Consider the following 15,734-nt stretch of genomic DNA (forward strand, 5'->3'; position numbering starts at 1 on the left):
TTTTCACCCGCTTTTTAAGTTGTGCTTGCTACCGTTCAATCACAGTCTCTTTGTTTACAAATGACAGAACCTCTTCTAGGTAGGGAAGCCCTTCATTGTCACCGGAAACTGTGGTGACGAGCGCACCGACTGCATTTGCAAACTCCAGACGTTTTTCCGGTTCAAAACCATGCAGATAACTGTACAGGTAGCCGGCATTAAAGCCGTCACCCGCTCCTACCGTGTCAACAGGCGCAACCGGGAAAGCCTCTTTGTGAACCCACTTATGATCATGATACAGCGCAGAACCTGCTTCACCGTCTTTTATGACTAGCTGACTGATTGAATAGCTCTCTGCAAACCGGGCTAATGCTTCATTTTCTCCTATACCTGTCAGCTGTTTCATTTCGTCCCGGCCCGCCAGAAGAATATCAGTATGCGGAAAGATTTGATGAAATGCCGCACGAGCCTCCTCAATCGTCCACAGCTTCAGCCTGATATTCGGATCAAAAGATACGGGAATCTTTCTTGCTTTGGCGATGGAAAGCACTCTTTCAGCAATTTCAAGATTTTTCTTATCAAGCGCGAGGAACACACCGGTAAGATGAACGATGTGAATGCCGGCAAACATATTCTCTGTTATATCTTCCGGTGCAAGAGTCAGAATTGGTGAATTGAAACGATAGTAAAACGTCTTGCCTGAACCGTCATTTCTGATCTCTTTGACATTTAAAGATGTAGGAAAGCCTTCAACATAGGAGACGTCAGTCACATCAATTCCTTCTCCTTTGGCAAACTGATAAATCACCCTGCCGAACTCATCCTTCCCCAGTCTGCTGACCCACTTTGAGTGCAGGTTCAATCTGGCGCATGCAATCGCAAAATTCAGTTCAGCTCCTCCTGCTTTTCGTTCAAAATGGGTAACAAAACGCAAAGGTCCTGTGCTTGCGGGATTTAAGGTGATCATCGCATCACCGATCGTAAAAATGCCATAATCAGAAGCCACATCAATACTCCTTTCCTTTAAGACTAAATCGGTTTGGTAAACCGGTTTAGTTAAACTTTATATGAAAGCCCTTACATACACAAGAGAAAAATACAATAAATTCAAAAAAATCTGTTTTCAGTAAAAATAACCCGGTTTTTCACATAAAAAACCCCTCACAACAAAATGTAAGGGGTTTTTTTGAAAATTGTATGCATGTTTCCTCAGTTAGCAGTCTTACGTTCAGGGCTTGTACCTTCTTCTTCCGCCCATGTTTCAATATGCTGGAGCTCCGGGGTATTCTCGGCTTTGAATACAGGATCAAGACCTTTTTTGCGCTGAGCGGCATAATCCTTATAGATCTTGTAGGCTACATTACTCAGCAGTAAGATTGCCACTAAGTTAATGAGAGCCAAAAGTCCCATAAACAAGTTTGCCATGTCCCAGACGATCTGGAAGTCAGCCAAACATCCGTATACCACCATCACTACGACGAATACGCGGTAAATATTAAGCCATGTTTTGCTTGTTTTAATAAATTCAATATTCGTTTCACCATAGTAATAGTTGCCGACGACTGAGCTGAATGCGAATAAAAACATCGCAATCGCAATAAATGTCGGCGCCCATCCGCCGAGATGGTGCTGCAGTGCGGCTTGCGTCACTTGGATGCCGTCGCCTTTAGGTGTAAAGCTGTACAATAAAATGATAAAAGCAGTCGATGTACAAACGATAAACGTATCAAAGAACACGCCGAGGGTCTGAATTAATCCCTGCTTAGCCGGATGCGACACATGTGCAGCTGCTGCCGCATTCGGCGCGCTTCCCATTCCCGCTTCGTTTGAAAACAGGCCGCGCTGCGCTCCGATAATAATGATGCTTCCTAAGCTTCCGCCGACGATCTGCTCAAAACCGAACGCATTTTTCACAATGGTAACAAGCAGCTCAGGTACCGCCGAGATATTTACAATCACGACATACAGCGCGATCAGAATATACATTCCCGCCATAACCGGAACGATTAATTGCGAGACAGATACAACACGCTTCAGACCGCCGAATATAATGAAAGCCGTTAATACAGCTAAAATGATTGCGATAACTGTTTTATTCACATGGAATGCTTCGTCAAACGCCACAGAAATCGTATTTGACTGCACGGCGTTAAAGATAAGTCCGAAAGAAACGGTAATCAATACGGCGAATAAAATACCGAGCCAGCGGGCGCCCAGACCCTTTGCCATGTAATATGCCGGACCGCCGCGGAATTCGTCACCGGAACGCACTTTATACAGCTGCGCCAAAGTGCTTTCCACAAAGCTGGAAGCCATACCGACAATCGCTACGATCCACATCCAAAATACTGCGCCGGGACCGCCTGTTGCAATCGCCAGCGCGACGCCGGTCAAGTTTCCGGTTCCGACACGAGAAGCGGCTGAGATAAAGAATGCCTGCATTGAAGACACTCCTTTATTTCCTTGCGGCTTCTCCCCGACGATTCTGAACATTTCAAAAAAGTACTGGAATTGAATAAAGCGAAAACGGAACGTAAAGTACAATCCGATCCCGACTAAAATATAAACAAGATACTTCCAAATAAAATCATTTGGAACATTTATGATTTCACTGATGAAAGCCTCCATGTTTAACCTCCCTTTTACATATCTTTTACTGTCATTTTTGCTGCATATGTTAGATCTTTTAACACAACGGGTATTATTATATCACAACAACAGTGGTTGAGAAGTTTTTTTAAGAAAATGTTTCGGTTTCTTCATCACATCTTTTGCTGTCATGCCCGGTTTTTTATCTTACAGCCCGAAAAATGTTGTCACGTCATAAGGAATGCGTGCATATCATAACAAATAGGTCTTTAAGAAAAAAGAGATGAAAAGATGGATGGAATGGTATATACTTAACCAGGATAATAATTTTTTAAATTTAATAAATGTGTTTACTTTACATTTAAATTAGGGTATTATAATAAAAATATTCAGACTTATGAAGGGGGGAGAACATTTGAAAAAAATCTTGTTTTTAAAAGCTTCTATTTTATTTTTAGCGATTGCAAGCTTTCATTTGCTCTCCATTCCCCATGCGTTTGATACCGCTCATCATTTTAAAGCGGTAGCCGACCAGCAGGAAATGCACGAAATGAAGGCCGGCCAAAATGCTGATGATGAGAAAAAATCGCTGACGGGCTCATATATCTTGACGGCGCTTTTTGCCGCTTCTGTCTCACTGATCGTGATATCAGACAGGAGACTCCCCGCTTCCCGGAGAAGACAGCGAAAGAAAAGCTTTTTAATCGCTAAATTTTATCAGTCCTCGTATTTCGATGAGCTTCATGTTCAACATCGCCTATCTATGTAACATAAAATGAGGAGGTTGTTAAACATGTTGTTTATCTTACGAATGGTGATTTTAGGGTTGTTTTCATTCACTGCGTTGAATTTATTTGTATGGCAGGGAATCGAAGTCATTCACGCTATCACTGACTTATTCGGCAGCCATGAAAGCTAAATAGTAAAACCTCCGCTCAATGAGCGGAGGTTTTTTATTTTAATTTTACTCTTAAACATCGTATGCAGGGATACGCCATACATCTGTTACCGGCCCTGTCTCATCTTCATCGGTAAAGAAGGAGCCATTGCTGTATCGGTCATTCGCCCGCAAGGACTTCACGGCGATTTCGATTCTCTCGCCTTTTTCTGTTTCCGCAGCGATCATGTCGGCTAAAGCGCACGCAAATACGCCGACTGCCCGATGCGGGTTCTTTTTTAGCTCACGCAGCATGATGACACCGCGTTTCGCCCTGGATGTTTTTTCGAATTCAGATAGGTTCATCCGTTTGATTGCTCCCCGCTGTGTGACGAGGACAAGTGAATCTGTCTCATGCAGAATTTGCCCTGATACGACAGTATCACCGTCTTTTAAATTTATGCCCTTTACGCCGGCCGCACGGGCACCGACTACATTTACTTCATCTTCACCGAACCATAAACCGTACCCGAGGCGGGTGGCGATAAACAGCTGGCTGCCGCCGTCTGTGACATGAACATCAATCAGCTCATCATCCCCTTTAAGGTTAAGGGCAACAAGCGCTTTCGAGTAACGCTGCGCTTTGTAATGCGTCATTTCAGTTCTCTTCACCATACCGTTTTTCGTCATGAACAATAAATATGAAGATGGATCAAATTCTTTTACCGGTATAGCTTTCACGATGGTTTCATCACGGTCAATCGTGATGATGTTCGTTACGTGCTGTCCCATGTCTTTCCACCTGATATCGGGAAGCTGGTGAACCGGACAATAAACATAGCTTCCCTTATTGGTAAAGAGCAGAAGAACATCCGTTGTATTCATTTCAAATTGGTGAATCAGCCTGTCAGTATCCTTCATACCGAAATCCTGGCCGTTAGAAGCGGCAAATGACCGCTGGCTTGTTCGTTTTACATAGCCGTCTTTTGTGACTGTCACATATACGTCCTCAGAGGCAACCATGACTTCAAGATTGATTTTAATTTCCTCAATCTTTTCTTCAATGACAGACCGTCTGCTGTCAGCATAGGTCTTTTTCAATTTTTTCAGGCTGCTTGTAATGACTTTTAACAGCTTTTTATCATGACTTAAAATGGCTTCGAGCTCCTGAATTTTCTTGCTGAGCTCTTCCGCTTCCTCTTTTAGCGCCGTAATATCCGTGTTTGTCAGACGATACAGCTGCAAGGATACGATCGCTTCGGCCTGCGGCTCCGTAAATGCGAATTTAGAAATTAAGTTTTGTTTCGCATCTTTCTTGTCGCTGCTTGCCCGGATGACCGCTATGACCTCATCTAACACAGACAGCGCCTTCATCAGTCCTTCAACGATGTGATGCCGCTCTTTTGCTTTTTGCAATTCAAAGACGGAGCGGTTTGTCACCACTTCCTTCTGATGGGAAATATACGCATCCAGGATGGCCGTAAGACTCATCAGCATCGGCCGGCGGTTATGTATGGCGACCATATTAAAGTTATATGTTGTCTGCAGATCAGTGTTTTTATATAAGAAATTCAGGATGCCTTTTGCATCGGCTTCTTTCTTTAACTCAACGACCACCCGGAGCCCCGTGCGGTCAGTTTCATCCCTGACTTCAGAAATGCCTTCGACTTTTTTGTCTATGCGGTATTCGTCCATTTTCTTAACGAGATTGGCTTTGTTTACTTCAAACGGAATTTCTGTAATGACGATCTGCTCCCGTCCGCCTCTTACGGATTCCACTTCAGCCTTGCCGCGGATAATAATTTTGCCTTTACCGGTTTCATAAGCCTTCCGAATGCCGTCGACTCCTTGAATAATGCCTCCTGTCGGAAAGTCAGGCCCTTTAATCACCTGCATCAAGTCATCGACGGTGCAATCCGGAGATTCAATCCGTTTAATGACGGCATCAATGACCTCACCCAGATGATGAGGGGGAATATCAGTCGCATAGCCCGCTGAAATCCCGGTTGATCCGTTGACAAGCAAGTTAGGGAACATGGCGGGCAAAACAACCGGCTCTTTACTGGTGTCATCAAAGTTCGGAACGAATTCAACCGTATTTTTATCAATATCACGCAAAAGCTCTGACGCGATAGAAGATAATCTCGCTTCCGTATAACGCATGGCAGCCGGCGGATCACCGTCAATGCTTCCGTTATTGCCGTGCATCTCAATCAGCACATTCCGCACTTTCCAATCCTGGCTCATCCGCACCATCGCTTCATAAACAGAGCTGTCACCGTGCGGATGATAATTACCGATAACGTTTCCGACCGTTTTCGCCGCTTTACGGAAATTTTTATCGAATGTATTTCCGTCTGCGTGCATGGCGTATAAAATTCTCCGCTGCACCGGCTTTAAACCGTCACGAGCGTCGGGCAGCGCCCTGTCTTGAATAATGTATTTACTGTAGCGTCCGAAACGGTCGCCGATTACTTCTTCTAACGGTAAATCATGAAATAATTCTGGCTGTGCCACTATTAAACCTCCTCAGCGACCGACAAGTTTTCATTTTCTAAAATATTGCTTTCCTCATCTAATCCGAAGGCAACATTCTTTTCAATCCATTTTCTTCTCGGTTCTACTTTGTCTCCCATTAATGTCGTTACACGGCGCTCTACCCGTGCCGCATCGTCGATCTTGACTCTGACGAGCGTTCGCGATTCGGGATTCATCGTCGTTTCCCAGAGCTGGTCTGCGTTCATTTCTCCCAGACCTTTATAGCGCTGGATGGTATACCCTTTGCCGACTTTCTTTAAAACGCCGTCCATTTCTTCGTCGGACCAAGCATATTCAATAATCTCTTTCTTGCCGCTTCCTTTGCTCACTTTGTAAAGAGGCGGAAGGGCGATGAAGACTTTTCCATGCTCGATTAAAGGTTTCATATAGCGGTAGAAAAACGTTAACAGCAAGACTTGAATGTGCGCGCCGTCGGTATCTGCGTCCGTCATGATGATGATCTTGTCATAGTTGATGTCGTCTATATCAAAATCTGCGCCGACACCGCCGCCGATCGCATGAATAATCGTATTGATTTCTTCATTTTTGAAGATGTCTGCAAGCTTTGCTTTCTCTGTATTGATGACCTTTCCGCGAAGGGGCAGCACGGCTTGGAATTTCCGGTCTCTTCCCTGTTTTGCAGAACCTCCCGCAGAGTCTCCCTCCACCAGATACAATTCATTCTTCGCCGGATTTCTGGAACCGGCCGGTGTGAGTTTTCCGCTCAGCGTCGCTTCTGATTTTTTGCGCTTTTTGCCGCTTCTCGCTTCTTCTCTCGCTTTACGGGCCGCTTCACGGGCCTGGCTTGCTTTAATCGCTTTTTTGACAAGCAGGGTTGCCGTATCGCGGTTTTCTTCCAAGAAATAAGCAAGATTCTCGGAAATGACGGCATCCGCGGCGGATCTCGCCTCACTTGTGCCGAGCTTCCCTTTCGTCTGGCCTTCAAATTGCAGCAGTTCCTCCGGGATACGGACGGAAATGATTGCGGACAAACCTTCCCTGATATCGGCGCCTTCAAGATTCTTGTCTTTCTCTTTTAAAAGGGCGACCTTTCGCGCATACTCGTTAAACGCTCTTGTCATTGCCGTTTTGGCTCCTGATTCGTGGGTGCCGCCGTCCTTTGTTCTGACGTTATTAACGAATGACAGCATATTTTCTGAATACCCGTCATTAAACTGAAACGCGAAATCGACTTCAATGTCATGATGCTCGCCTTCAAAGGACACCACTTCGCATAAAGCGTCTTTTTCCTCGTTTAAATAAGCGACAAATGCTTCAATTCCGTTCTCATAATAAAATACTTCTTTTACGCCGTTCCGTTCATCAATTAATTCTATTTTCAAACCTTTTAACAAGAAAGCCGATTCGCGCAGACGTTCTGACAGCGTGTCAAAATTATAAACCGTTGCGCTGAACATTGACGGATCAGGTTTAAAATGGGTAAGCGTTCCCGTTTTTTTGGTCGTTCCGATTTTTTCAAGTGAAGTCACGGGCTTGCCGCCGTTTTCAAACCGCTGTTTATAAACATATCCGTCACGCTCAATAGTAACTGTCAGCCACTCCGATAATGCGTTTACGACAGATGCGCCGACACCATGCAGACCGCCGCTTGTTTTATAGCCGCCCTGTCCGAATTTCCCCCCGGCATGCAGCACGGTGAAAATAACTTCCGGCGTCGGCTTTCCGAGCTTATGCATCCCGGTCGGCATTCCGCGTCCTCTGTCCTGTACAGAGATGCTGTTGTCCTTATGTATCGTTACGATAATATGATCTCCGTAGCCGGCAAGAACTTCATCGACGGAATTGTCGACGATCTCATATACCAGATGGTGCAGGCCGCGTGCGTCCGTCGAACCGATGTACATTCCCGGTCGTTTTCTGACGGCTTCCAGGCCTTCAAGCACCTGTATGGCATCTTCGTTGTAATCAAATTGCTGTTTTCTAGCCAAACGTACAAACCCCTTTCAAAAAACCTGCTCTTAATCATTCTCTTTTTTAAATGTTTTCATGTCTTTGTTTTTCAGTATGCGCAAGCTTCGGTCCAATTCTCCTCGGACTCACAATTATAACCAATATGCTTGATTTCGCAACATATTTAAGCGAATGGCTCGTTTTTTTAGGCCGCAAGACATACATTCGAACGGCTTTTCATCTTTTTGGTGCCCTTTTCGGCAGATAAGAACATGAGTTCGCTTTCTATTATATAGCTTTATGCCGGCCATCGCAAACAGACTGCAAACCCCTGTATAAAGGGGTTTCTAAAAAAGCTGTTCATGCTTTATTGTATCTGTTTCATCATCATACGCAAAGAGTATTCTTTCAATAAAAAAGCAAAAACCCCTGATTTGCCAAGGATTTTTGCCTTTTTTGTTCCTATTTTATAACAGCGCGGGCGACTTTTATACATAAATCCATAACAGCCGTCCGTCCTTTGTCTGTAATCATGCGATACGCTTCTTCATTTGCAAGGCCCTGCTGCGCCCAAAAAACGGGAGCGTCCGTCTGTAAAAATTCTTCAGCAACGCCGGGAAGCTGCTCAGAGCGTCTGAACACATTCACGATATCAATCGGTCCCTCCACGTCTTTTAACGAAGCAACGGCTTTAACGCCAAGCGCCTCATCAATCGTTGGGTTGACGGGAATAATTTCATACCCTTCATCCTGCATCGCTTTGGAAACCATGTAAGAAGTCCGGTCGGGACGGTCTGACAGCCCGACGACTGCGATCCGTTTGCTCCGGTCCAGAATTTCTTTAATCTCTGATTTTGAAGGATTTTGCATCTTTACCATCTCCTTTTGATATATTGTACATGACCGCTTCGCCGGAATCAAAAAAAGCGCTTTGTCAGCTTAATTCTCAAAAAACTTGTCATCAGACGGTAACAACTCGTGTTAAAATAGAGTGAAGGGACATTGAAAAGGAGAAATGTAGATGTTGATTGCTTTATTGATTATTTTGGCCTATGTAATAGGCAGCATCCCGTCAGGTTTAGTCGTAGGCAAACTTGCGAAAGGGATCGATATTAGAGAACACGGAAGCGGCAATTTGGGCGCTACAAATGCTTTTCGCACGCTTGGCGTTAAAGCGGGATCTGTCGTCGTCGCAGCCGATATTTTAAAAGGCACCCTGGCCGCGGCGCTCCCATATTTACTGCACGTCCCCATTCATCCTCTTCTCGCAGGGGTGGCAGCAGTGGTCGGCCATGTATTCCCGGTGTTCGCAAAGTTTAAAGGAGGCAAAGCCGTAGCCACATCAGGGGGCGTCCTGCTGTTTTATGCTCCGCTGTTATTCGTTACGATGGTTGCAGTATTTTTCGTATTTTTATTCCTTACGAAATTTGTTTCTCTGTCTTCAATGTTAACAGGGATTTATACGATTATTTACTGTCTGTTTGTAAAAGACCCTTATTTATTAATCGTAGTGACGCTCTTGACCGCGTTTGTTATCTACAGACACAGGGCAAACATCAAACGGATTATAAACAAAACAGAACCGAAGATCAAATGGTTTTGATGAAACTTCAATTTTGACATCAAAATGCCATATGCGTTTATAATAGAGATAATTTCTTTATATGAGAAACAAAAAGGGAGTGTTCCGGATGAACATGAAAGTAACGAAAGGCGCGCTGGATTGGTACAAAGAAGAGCTCGATCTGGAAACAGGCGACCATGTCCGTTTCTTTGTCCGTTACGGGGGATGCAGCAACGTTCAGAAAGGCTTTTCTCTCGGCATTTTAAAAGACCGGCCGATGAACATCGGCACCAGCACGGAAGTTGAAGGCATTACCTTTTTTATTGAAGAAAGCGACTTATGGTACTTTGATAATCACGATTTGTCAGTCACATATTCAGATCAGGCAGAAGAGCCGGTATTTGATTACGTGTAAAAAAAAGAACGCAGCGGATGCGTTCTTTTTTTACAGCCTGAACCTTTTGAGATGATCAGTCAGACGTTCTTTTTCTAATATGCTTCTTTGCGTATCACCGAGCAGGTCAAAGTGGGGAAATTCATTTTTATGGTGAATCCACTCCGGCTTCAGCCCGTACTCCGCTCCCCATCTGATCAGTTTATTGAGATCGCTTGAACCGGCCTTCGTCACGGTCTTAGCCTCCGGAAAGCGGTCGTCCAGCCAGTAATGCGTTAAAAAAGCGATTTTACCTTCCGATACATCCCGCTTCCATCTTTCCAGTTCCTTACGCGTAATTCCAAATGCCATAACTGCAGCCGCTCCTTATTTTTTTGCCTTTTCGTAAGCGGCATGCCAATCAGGAAAAGCCTTGCGAAACTGAATCGGTTTGAAGCTCTCTTTATCAACGCATATATGAGAGGATGTCGCTTTGATGGCAAGTTCTTGATCCGGATTATAGATGTGGTAGCCGTAAACGGTTTTAAATCCGTTATATTCTTCAATCCAAGTATGTACGACAGCCGTTTCTCCGTAGCGGAGCGGCTTTTTATAAGAAATGCTGATATCCAATACAGGGGACAGCACTCCTCTATCTTCCATATCTTTGTAAAGGAATCCGAGTTCCTTAATCAGCGCCGTTCTGCCGACCTCCATCCAGACTAAGTAATTGGCATGATAGACGATACCCATTTGATCTGTTTCCGCATAACGCACTTCTATTTCTTTTTTTGACACACGCAACGTTCTCTGCTCCCTTTTTATCAGATTAGCCCCATTTTATCACAACGAGCCGGAAAGAGAAAAAAACCAGGTTTCCCTGGTTTTTATTATGATTGATAGCCGTTTTCTCTTGCAGCCGATTCATCCTGAATTTCACTGCGGAACGATTCAATGCTTTCATTGCGTCTGGCATTCTTCTCTTGAATGCGCTGTTTTTCCTCATCTGTCGCAAATTCCATTGATTCTTTCGCTTCTTCTATATTTTCAATTGTATTCTGCACCATATCCTGCAGCTTTTCAACGTTATCGGAACGGTCATCCGGATTCGGTTTTTGATCATTGTTTGTCATAATGTCTGCTCTCCTTTGATGATGTTATTCGCCTTTCGTCTGCATGACAATCGGATGTCCGTTTGACTTGTCATGAAACTTTTCCCCTTTATTGCGTTTATATTTAACGGGTTTTGTCCCTAAGTGGCTCGGAGCGTATTGCGGCTGGCCGTCTTTCTTGTTTATGCCCATGTTCATCCCTCCTTAAGAGTATATTTTGCAAAAGGAGGTGTAAACATGACTGCAAATTAAAGGTTATTTTTGTTTGAACCGCTGCTCCAGCTTTTCTTCAAGCTGATTCAAATATTCCGTATTGGTCATCAGCTCACGTTTATTTTCCATAACCAATTCATGAAAAGAACGTTTTCGCATTTTTTTCAATCTTCTCACCTCCGTGTTTTCATTCATTTTTTCCAATTTTTCAAAACCTAAGCCCTTTACAATAAAAAAACTGAACCTCTATTTGAGATCCAGTTTTTCTTTCATTTCTTTTTTTGTCATCGTGCCTACGCGAATGTGCTGAATGGTTCCTTTTTCGTCTAATATGTATGTTGTCGGATAAGAAAGCACGTTGAAATCCCCGTTAATTCCGCTTTTGTCAATCAGAATAGGAAAGGTCAGCTGATAATGATCAGCAAATGATTTCACAGCCTGTATATTTTTTTCAGAGGATGTAAAATTAACGGCTGCTACCGCAATATCAGGATATTCTTTCTGCAGCTCCTGCATATCGGGCATTTCCATTCTGCACGGCTTGCACCACGTCGCCCAGAAATTGAGGAGCACTTTTTTTCCTTTATAATCAGAAAGGGAGATACTTTTTCCTGACAATGTATCAAGTGTAAAGTCAGGGGCTTTCATCCCTTCTTCTGTCCCTTCTTTCGGACTTTTTTGCACAGAATAAATATTCCAGCCCGCATACACTAACAACCCGATAAGTAACATTCCGCCCAGCCATTTCGCAAGCATCTTAAGGCCTCCCGCATAAAAAGAGAGAAAGCAGACTGCTTTCTCTCCTTTGTTCATTCTGCTACTGTTTCATTTTATCGCGAAGCACCATTTGTAAAATGCCGCCGTGGCGATAGTAATCAATTTCCACTTCACTGTCAAAACGGACAACGACTTCAAACGTTTTTACCGTACCGTCTTCACTGATTGCTCTGACAGTCAGCAAGTCGCGCGGACGTACAGATTCATCAACATCCACCTCAATGACTTCCTTACCGGTTAAGCCGAGTGTATCCGCGTTTTCACCCTGTTTGAACTGGAGCGGCAGCACACCCATGAAGACGAGGTTGCTTCTGTGAATTCTTTCAAAGCTTTCGGCAATAACTGTTCTGATGCCGAGCAGATTTGTTCCTTTTGCAGCCCAGTCACGTGAAGAGCCCATTCCGTAATCTTTTCCGGCCAGGACGACAAGACCCGTTTTATCTTCTTTATACCGCATGCAGGCATCATAAATAGATGTCACTTCCCCGGTAGGCCAATGTGTTGTGTATCCGCCTTCTGTACCCGGTGCGATTTGGTTTTTAATGCGGATATTGGCGAATGTTCCTCTCATCATGACTTCATGGTTTCCGCGGCGTGAGCCGTAAGAGTTAAAGTCACGAGGAGAAACGCCTTTTTCCTGCAGGTATTTGCCCGCCGGTGTGTCTTTTCCGATCGCTCCGGCCGGAGAAATGTGGTCAGTCGTCACGGAATCTCCGAATTTGCCGACAACGCGAAGTCCTCTTAAAGGCTCAACTTTTCCCGGCTCTACAGACATTTCCTCAAAGAACGGCGGGTTTTGAATGTAAGTGGAATCCTGGTCCCACTTATACAGCGCTTCATCCGTCGTTTCGATTTCGTTCCAGCGCTGGTTGTCGTCAAATACCGTTTCATACTCTTTGCGGAATAATTCCGGCGTAACAGTCTGTTTGACGAGAGAATTGATTTCATCCATGGACGGCCAGATGTCATCGAAATAAACATTTTGTCCGTCATTTCCGACACCGATCGGGTCCGTTTTCAGGTTGATGTTTACAGTTCCTGCCAATGCGTATGCGACAACAAGCGGCGGTGACGCAAGGTAGTTTCCTTTGACAAGCGGATGGATCCGGCCTTCAAAGTTTCTGTTACCCGACAGGACAGAAGTGATCAAGAGATCATTTTTAGCAACCGCTTCTTCAATCTCTGGAGAAAGCGGGCCGGAGTTCCCGATACATGTCGTACAGCCATACCCTACAAGGTTAAAGCCGAGCTCCTTCATGTAAGGAAGCAGGCCTGAGTTGACTAAGTATCCAGTAACAACCTTAGACCCCGGTGCAAGTGAAGTTTTCACATAATTCGGCACTTTCAATCCTAATTCTACCGCTTTTTTGGCTACCAATCCGGCACCGATTAATACATAAGGGTTTGATGTATTCGTACAGCTTGTAATAGCGGCGATTGCAATCGCCCCTGTTTTCATAACCGCATCTTCACCGCTGTTAAGTTTAAATGAAATTTCTTTGTTCTCTTCAGCAGCATCCGCTCCGAATCCTTGGTTTCCGGCCGGGCTGACAAGATGTTTTTTAAACGTTTCCTGCATAACGGAAAGCGGGATTAAATCCTGCGGACGTTTCGGGCCTGAAAGGTTCGCTTCGATTTTAGACAGATCAATTTCCACAACGTCTGTAAAAATCGGCTCTTCCGCGTCAGGCGTATAGAATAAACCGTTGCTGCGGCAGTATGCTTCCACAATATCGATCTGCTCTTCTTCACGGCCGGTCAGACGCAGGTAAGAAAGTGCTTCCTCGTCAACCGGGAAGAATCCGCAAGTCGCTCCGTATTCCGGCGCCATATTGGCAATAGTCGCCCGATCCGCAAGCGGAAGCTCAGCAACACCAGGACCGAAGAATTCAACAAATTTATTGACTACGCCTTTTTCACGCAGCACTTGAGTGACTTTCAGCGCCAAGTCAGTCGCCGTCGTTCCGTTAGGCAATTTTCCGACAAGTTTCGCGCCGATGACCTCAGGAACAGGGAAATATGAAGGCTGGCCGAGCATTCCCGCTTCCGCCTCAATACCGCCGACACCCCAGCCGAGGACGCCGATTCCGTTAATCATTGTTGTATGGGAATCTGTTCCCACCAAAGTATCAGGATATGTCACAAGTTCTCCGTCTTCCTCTTTCGTATGGACAACACTTGCCAAAAACTCAAGGTTTACCTGGTGAACGATACCTGTTGCAGGCGGAACGGCCTGATAATTGTTAAACGCTTTCTTTGCCCAGCTTAAAAATTTATAACGTTCTGCATTTCTTTCGAATTCTAAGTCCATATTAATGGCTAACGCGTCTTCCGTACCGGCTTTGTCGACTTGTACGGAGTGGTCAATGACCAGGTCAACCGGAATTTCAGGATTGATTTTATCAGGGTCTCCGCCGACAGAGGCCATGGCTTTTCTTAAAGATGCCAGGTCAACTACGGCCGGAACGCCGGTAAAGTCCTGTAGAATAACCCGTGACGGTTTAAACGGCACATCGATATCTTTTAATTCAGCAGTACCCCATCTTGCTAAATTTTCAACATGTTCTTTTGTAATGACGCGTCCGTCTACCTGACGCAAAACGGATTCCAAAAGAACCTTAATAGAATAAGGAAGTTTTGAAACATTGCCGACCCCTGCGTCTTCCAATGCTTTTAATGAATAGTAGTTGTATGTTTTCCCATTTGAAGAAAATGTTTTTCTTGCTTGGAAAACGTCTTGTGTTGCGACTTTTTGCTGATTTGTCATTCTCCAAAATCCCCCTTCAATGATCAAGATCGTTCTTTAGATGAATGTTCACATTCCATCACAATTTTCTCACAATTTCATCTTAGTATAAAATCATACATAAGTAAATATCAATGTTTTTATTAAATACAATAAGATCGTCTTATCAGCATGATTTTCGGTAAATTTTGTCCGATTTTCCGCCTCATACAACGGGCTGTAAAGAGCCATATTAATGTTGAGGTGATGATCATGGTAAAACGGAAAGCCAATCATGTAATTAACGGCATGAATGATGCGAAAAGCCAAGGCAAAGGCGCGGGATATATAGAAAATGACCAGCTCGTCCTGACGGAAGAAGAACGGCAGAACAATAAAAAAAGAAAAACAAACCAATAGCCGGAACACCTTAAAAAGGAGGCTTTAACATGACAAATAAAAATACAAGTAAAGATATGCATAAAAATGCTCCGAAGGGCCATAACCCCGGCCAGCCTGAACCGCTGAGCGGAAGCAAAAAAGTAAAAAACCGCAACCATACAAGACAAAAACATAATACAAGCCACGATATGTAAAACAGACCCCGGTGTCTGTTTTTTTGTGCCATTCACCCATTTAAAGCTTCTGCATACGTTATAGCAAGGCTTTTTAATATGGAGGAATGCTTCCATGAATCACTCAAAAAACGCTGAAGAATTTGATGATACGGAAGAATGGCTGCGGCAGTTTTACGAGGACCCGTATGCTTGGTATGACGAGACGCTGCCGATCGATCTATATGAAACAAGCCGTCAATATATCATTGAAGCCGACCTGACGGCGCTGAAGCAGGTGCAAGCGATCACCGTCACTCTTTCGGGAAATGAGTTTATGCTCTCTGTTAAAACGCTTGAACGGACGTTAAACAAACAAATGGTGCTTCCTTTTTATCTGAATGACAAACATATTTTCACTGATTTCACCAACCAAATTCTGACCGTCTCCATGAACAAGGAGCCAAATGAGACTCCTTCCTCATTTTCCTTTCAATTTCCTCTATAACATAAAAAAGCCGC

19 protein-coding genes are annotated in these 15,734 nt (G+C 44.3%); 7 read left to right on the forward strand and 12 right to left on the reverse strand.

What is annotated here, in order from left to right; translation table 11 throughout:
- Positions 1–28 precede the first annotated feature (28 nt).
- Together ACWJJ4_RS15050 and ACWJJ4_RS15055 are read right to left on the reverse strand one after the other, a co-directional pair.
- Entirely contained in the window at positions 29–985 is a 957-nt protein-coding gene (locus ACWJJ4_RS15050; RefSeq protein WP_076851240.1) for a sugar kinase, read from the reverse strand.
- Positions 986–1,188: 203 nt separating this feature from the next.
- Positions 1,189–2,607, reverse strand: a complete 1,419-nt coding sequence (locus tag ACWJJ4_RS15055; RefSeq protein WP_071391774.1) for an alanine/glycine:cation symporter family protein — start codon at positions 2,605–2,607, stop codon at positions 1,189–1,191.
- Positions 2,608–2,983: 376 nt separating this feature from the next.
- Here ACWJJ4_RS15055 and ACWJJ4_RS15060 point away from each other — a divergent pair, with 376 nt between their 5' ends.
- Both ACWJJ4_RS15060 and ACWJJ4_RS15065 read left to right on the forward strand, forming a co-directional pair.
- On the forward strand, positions 2,984–3,337 hold the full coding sequence (locus ACWJJ4_RS15060) for a hypothetical protein (RefSeq protein ID WP_065180810.1): 354 nt from the start codon (positions 2,984–2,986) through the stop codon (positions 3,335–3,337).
- A gap of 24 nt (positions 3,338–3,361) precedes the next feature.
- Complete coding sequence (locus ACWJJ4_RS15065; RefSeq protein ID WP_003153957.1) at positions 3,362–3,487, forward strand: hypothetical protein; 126 nt, start codon at positions 3,362–3,364, stop codon at positions 3,485–3,487.
- Between the two features lie 51 nt (positions 3,488–3,538).
- Here ACWJJ4_RS15065 and parC read toward each other — a convergent pair whose 3' ends face one another.
- The 3 genes from parC to ACWJJ4_RS15080 all read right to left on the reverse strand — a co-directional run bounded on the left by parC (position 3,539) and on the right by ACWJJ4_RS15080 (position 8,764).
- Positions 3,539–5,962 (reverse strand): DNA topoisomerase IV subunit A, encoded by a 2,424-nt coding sequence (gene parC, locus ACWJJ4_RS15070; RefSeq protein ID WP_032858581.1) that lies wholly within the window; start codon positions 5,960–5,962, stop codon positions 3,539–3,541.
- Between the two features lie 2 nt (positions 5,963–5,964).
- Positions 5,965–7,932: a DNA topoisomerase IV subunit B gene (parE, locus tag ACWJJ4_RS15075; RefSeq protein ID WP_014305073.1), complete on the reverse strand. Its 1,968-nt coding sequence runs from the start codon at positions 7,930–7,932 to the stop codon at positions 5,965–5,967.
- A gap of 424 nt (positions 7,933–8,356) precedes the next feature.
- Positions 8,357–8,764: a CoA-binding protein gene (locus ACWJJ4_RS15080; protein ID WP_007410316.1), complete on the reverse strand. Its 408-nt coding sequence runs from the start codon at positions 8,762–8,764 to the stop codon at positions 8,357–8,359.
- A gap of 151 nt (positions 8,765–8,915) precedes the next feature.
- Between ACWJJ4_RS15080 and plsY the strand changes: the two genes are divergently transcribed.
- Together plsY and ACWJJ4_RS15090 are read left to right on the forward strand one after the other, a co-directional pair.
- On the forward strand, positions 8,916–9,497 hold the full coding sequence (gene plsY / locus ACWJJ4_RS15085) for a glycerol-3-phosphate 1-O-acyltransferase PlsY (protein WP_454021781.1): 582 nt from the start codon (positions 8,916–8,918) through the stop codon (positions 9,495–9,497).
- Positions 9,498–9,585: 88 nt separating this feature from the next.
- Positions 9,586–9,873, forward strand: a complete 288-nt coding sequence (locus tag ACWJJ4_RS15090; RefSeq protein WP_007410318.1) for a HesB/YadR/YfhF family protein — start codon at positions 9,586–9,588, stop codon at positions 9,871–9,873.
- A 30-nt stretch (positions 9,874–9,903) separates the two neighbouring features.
- On the opposite strand, the gene ACWJJ4_RS15095 is transcribed toward ACWJJ4_RS15090, so the two are convergent.
- From ACWJJ4_RS15095 to acnA, 7 genes are all read right to left on the reverse strand, one after another.
- Positions 9,904–10,203, reverse strand: a complete 300-nt coding sequence (locus ACWJJ4_RS15095) for a hypothetical protein (RefSeq protein WP_007611759.1) — start codon at positions 10,201–10,203, stop codon at positions 9,904–9,906.
- A gap of 15 nt (positions 10,204–10,218) precedes the next feature.
- Complete coding sequence (locus ACWJJ4_RS15100; protein ID WP_077722385.1) at positions 10,219–10,635, reverse strand: YbgC/FadM family acyl-CoA thioesterase; 417 nt, start codon at positions 10,633–10,635, stop codon at positions 10,219–10,221.
- An 86-nt stretch (positions 10,636–10,721) separates the two neighbouring features.
- The gene (tlp, locus tag ACWJJ4_RS15105) at positions 10,722–10,964 is read right to left on the reverse strand and encodes a small acid-soluble spore protein Tlp (protein WP_003153975.1); all 243 of its coding nucleotides are present in this window, start codon (positions 10,962–10,964) and stop codon (positions 10,722–10,724) included.
- Between the two features lie 24 nt (positions 10,965–10,988).
- Positions 10,989–11,135 (reverse strand): acid-soluble spore protein N, encoded by a 147-nt coding sequence (locus ACWJJ4_RS15110; RefSeq protein WP_003153977.1) that lies wholly within the window; start codon positions 11,133–11,135, stop codon positions 10,989–10,991.
- Positions 11,136–11,198: 63 nt separating this feature from the next.
- Positions 11,199–11,324 (reverse strand): FbpB family small basic protein, encoded by a 126-nt coding sequence (locus ACWJJ4_RS15115; protein ID WP_012117651.1) that lies wholly within the window; start codon positions 11,322–11,324, stop codon positions 11,199–11,201.
- Between the two features lie 78 nt (positions 11,325–11,402).
- Positions 11,403–11,912 (reverse strand): TlpA family protein disulfide reductase, encoded by a 510-nt coding sequence (locus ACWJJ4_RS15120; RefSeq protein WP_003153980.1) that lies wholly within the window; start codon positions 11,910–11,912, stop codon positions 11,403–11,405.
- Between the two features lie 61 nt (positions 11,913–11,973).
- Complete coding sequence (gene acnA, locus ACWJJ4_RS15125; RefSeq protein ID WP_003153981.1) at positions 11,974–14,700, reverse strand: aconitate hydratase AcnA; 2,727 nt, start codon at positions 14,698–14,700, stop codon at positions 11,974–11,976.
- Positions 14,701–14,931: 231 nt separating this feature from the next.
- Between acnA and sspO the strand changes: the two genes are divergently transcribed.
- The 3 genes from sspO (at position 14,932) to ACWJJ4_RS15140 (ending at position 15,720) form a co-directional block, all read left to right on the forward strand.
- Positions 14,932–15,078 carry an acid-soluble spore protein SspO gene (gene sspO, locus ACWJJ4_RS15130; protein ID WP_003153982.1) on the forward strand — a complete coding sequence of 49 codons (147 nt, stop codon included), beginning with the start codon at positions 14,932–14,934 and terminating at the stop codon, positions 15,076–15,078.
- Positions 15,079–15,107: 29 nt separating this feature from the next.
- A complete protein-coding gene (locus tag ACWJJ4_RS15135; protein WP_003153984.1) occupies positions 15,108–15,254 on the forward strand; it encodes a small acid-soluble spore protein P in 147 nt (48 codons plus the stop codon).
- 94 nt (positions 15,255–15,348) lie between these two features.
- On the forward strand, positions 15,349–15,720 hold the full coding sequence (locus ACWJJ4_RS15140; RefSeq protein ID WP_102422677.1) for an Hsp20/alpha crystallin family protein: 372 nt from the start codon (positions 15,349–15,351) through the stop codon (positions 15,718–15,720).
- Positions 15,721–15,734: the final 14 nt, after the last annotated feature.

This window comes from Bacillus sp. JK62 (assembly GCF_053663455.1).

What these genes read in the sequence shown, in the direction of transcription:
- ACWJJ4_RS15080 (WP_007410316.1), bottom strand. Translation starts at nt 8,764, where the DNA reads ATGCAAAATCCTTCAAAATCAGAGATTAAAGAAATTCTGGACCGGAGC.
- acnA (WP_003153981.1), bottom strand. Translation starts at nt 14,700, where the DNA reads ATGACAAATCAGCAAAAAGTCGCAACACAAGACGTTTTCCAAGCAAGA.
- ACWJJ4_RS15090 (WP_007410318.1), top strand. Translation starts at nt 9,586, where the DNA reads ATGAACATGAAAGTAACGAAAGGCGCGCTGGATTGGTACAAAGAAGAG.
- tlp (WP_003153975.1), bottom strand. Translation starts at nt 10,964, where the DNA reads ATGACAAACAATGATCAAAAACCGAATCCGGATGACCGTTCCGATAAC.
- ACWJJ4_RS15140 (WP_102422677.1), top strand. Translation starts at nt 15,349, where the DNA reads ATGAATCACTCAAAAAACGCTGAAGAATTTGATGATACGGAAGAATGG.
- ACWJJ4_RS15110 (WP_003153977.1), bottom strand. Translation starts at nt 11,135, where the DNA reads ATGGGCATAAACAAGAAAGACGGCCAGCCGCAATACGCTCCGAGCCAC.
- ACWJJ4_RS15095 (WP_007611759.1), bottom strand. Translation starts at nt 10,203, where the DNA reads ATGGCATTTGGAATTACGCGTAAGGAACTGGAAAGATGGAAGCGGGAT.
- ACWJJ4_RS15135 (WP_003153984.1), top strand. Translation starts at nt 15,108, where the DNA reads ATGACAAATAAAAATACAAGTAAAGATATGCATAAAAATGCTCCGAAG.
- ACWJJ4_RS15120 (WP_003153980.1), bottom strand. Translation starts at nt 11,912, where the DNA reads ATGCTTGCGAAATGGCTGGGCGGAATGTTACTTATCGGGTTGTTAGTG.
- ACWJJ4_RS15055 (WP_071391774.1), bottom strand. Translation starts at nt 2,607, where the DNA reads ATGGAGGCTTTCATCAGTGAAATCATAAATGTTCCAAATGATTTTATT.
- plsY (WP_454021781.1), top strand. Translation starts at nt 8,916, where the DNA reads ATGTTGATTGCTTTATTGATTATTTTGGCCTATGTAATAGGCAGCATC.
- sspO (WP_003153982.1), top strand. Translation starts at nt 14,932, where the DNA reads ATGGTAAAACGGAAAGCCAATCATGTAATTAACGGCATGAATGATGCG.
- ACWJJ4_RS15065 (WP_003153957.1), top strand. Translation starts at nt 3,362, where the DNA reads ATGTTGTTTATCTTACGAATGGTGATTTTAGGGTTGTTTTCATTCACT.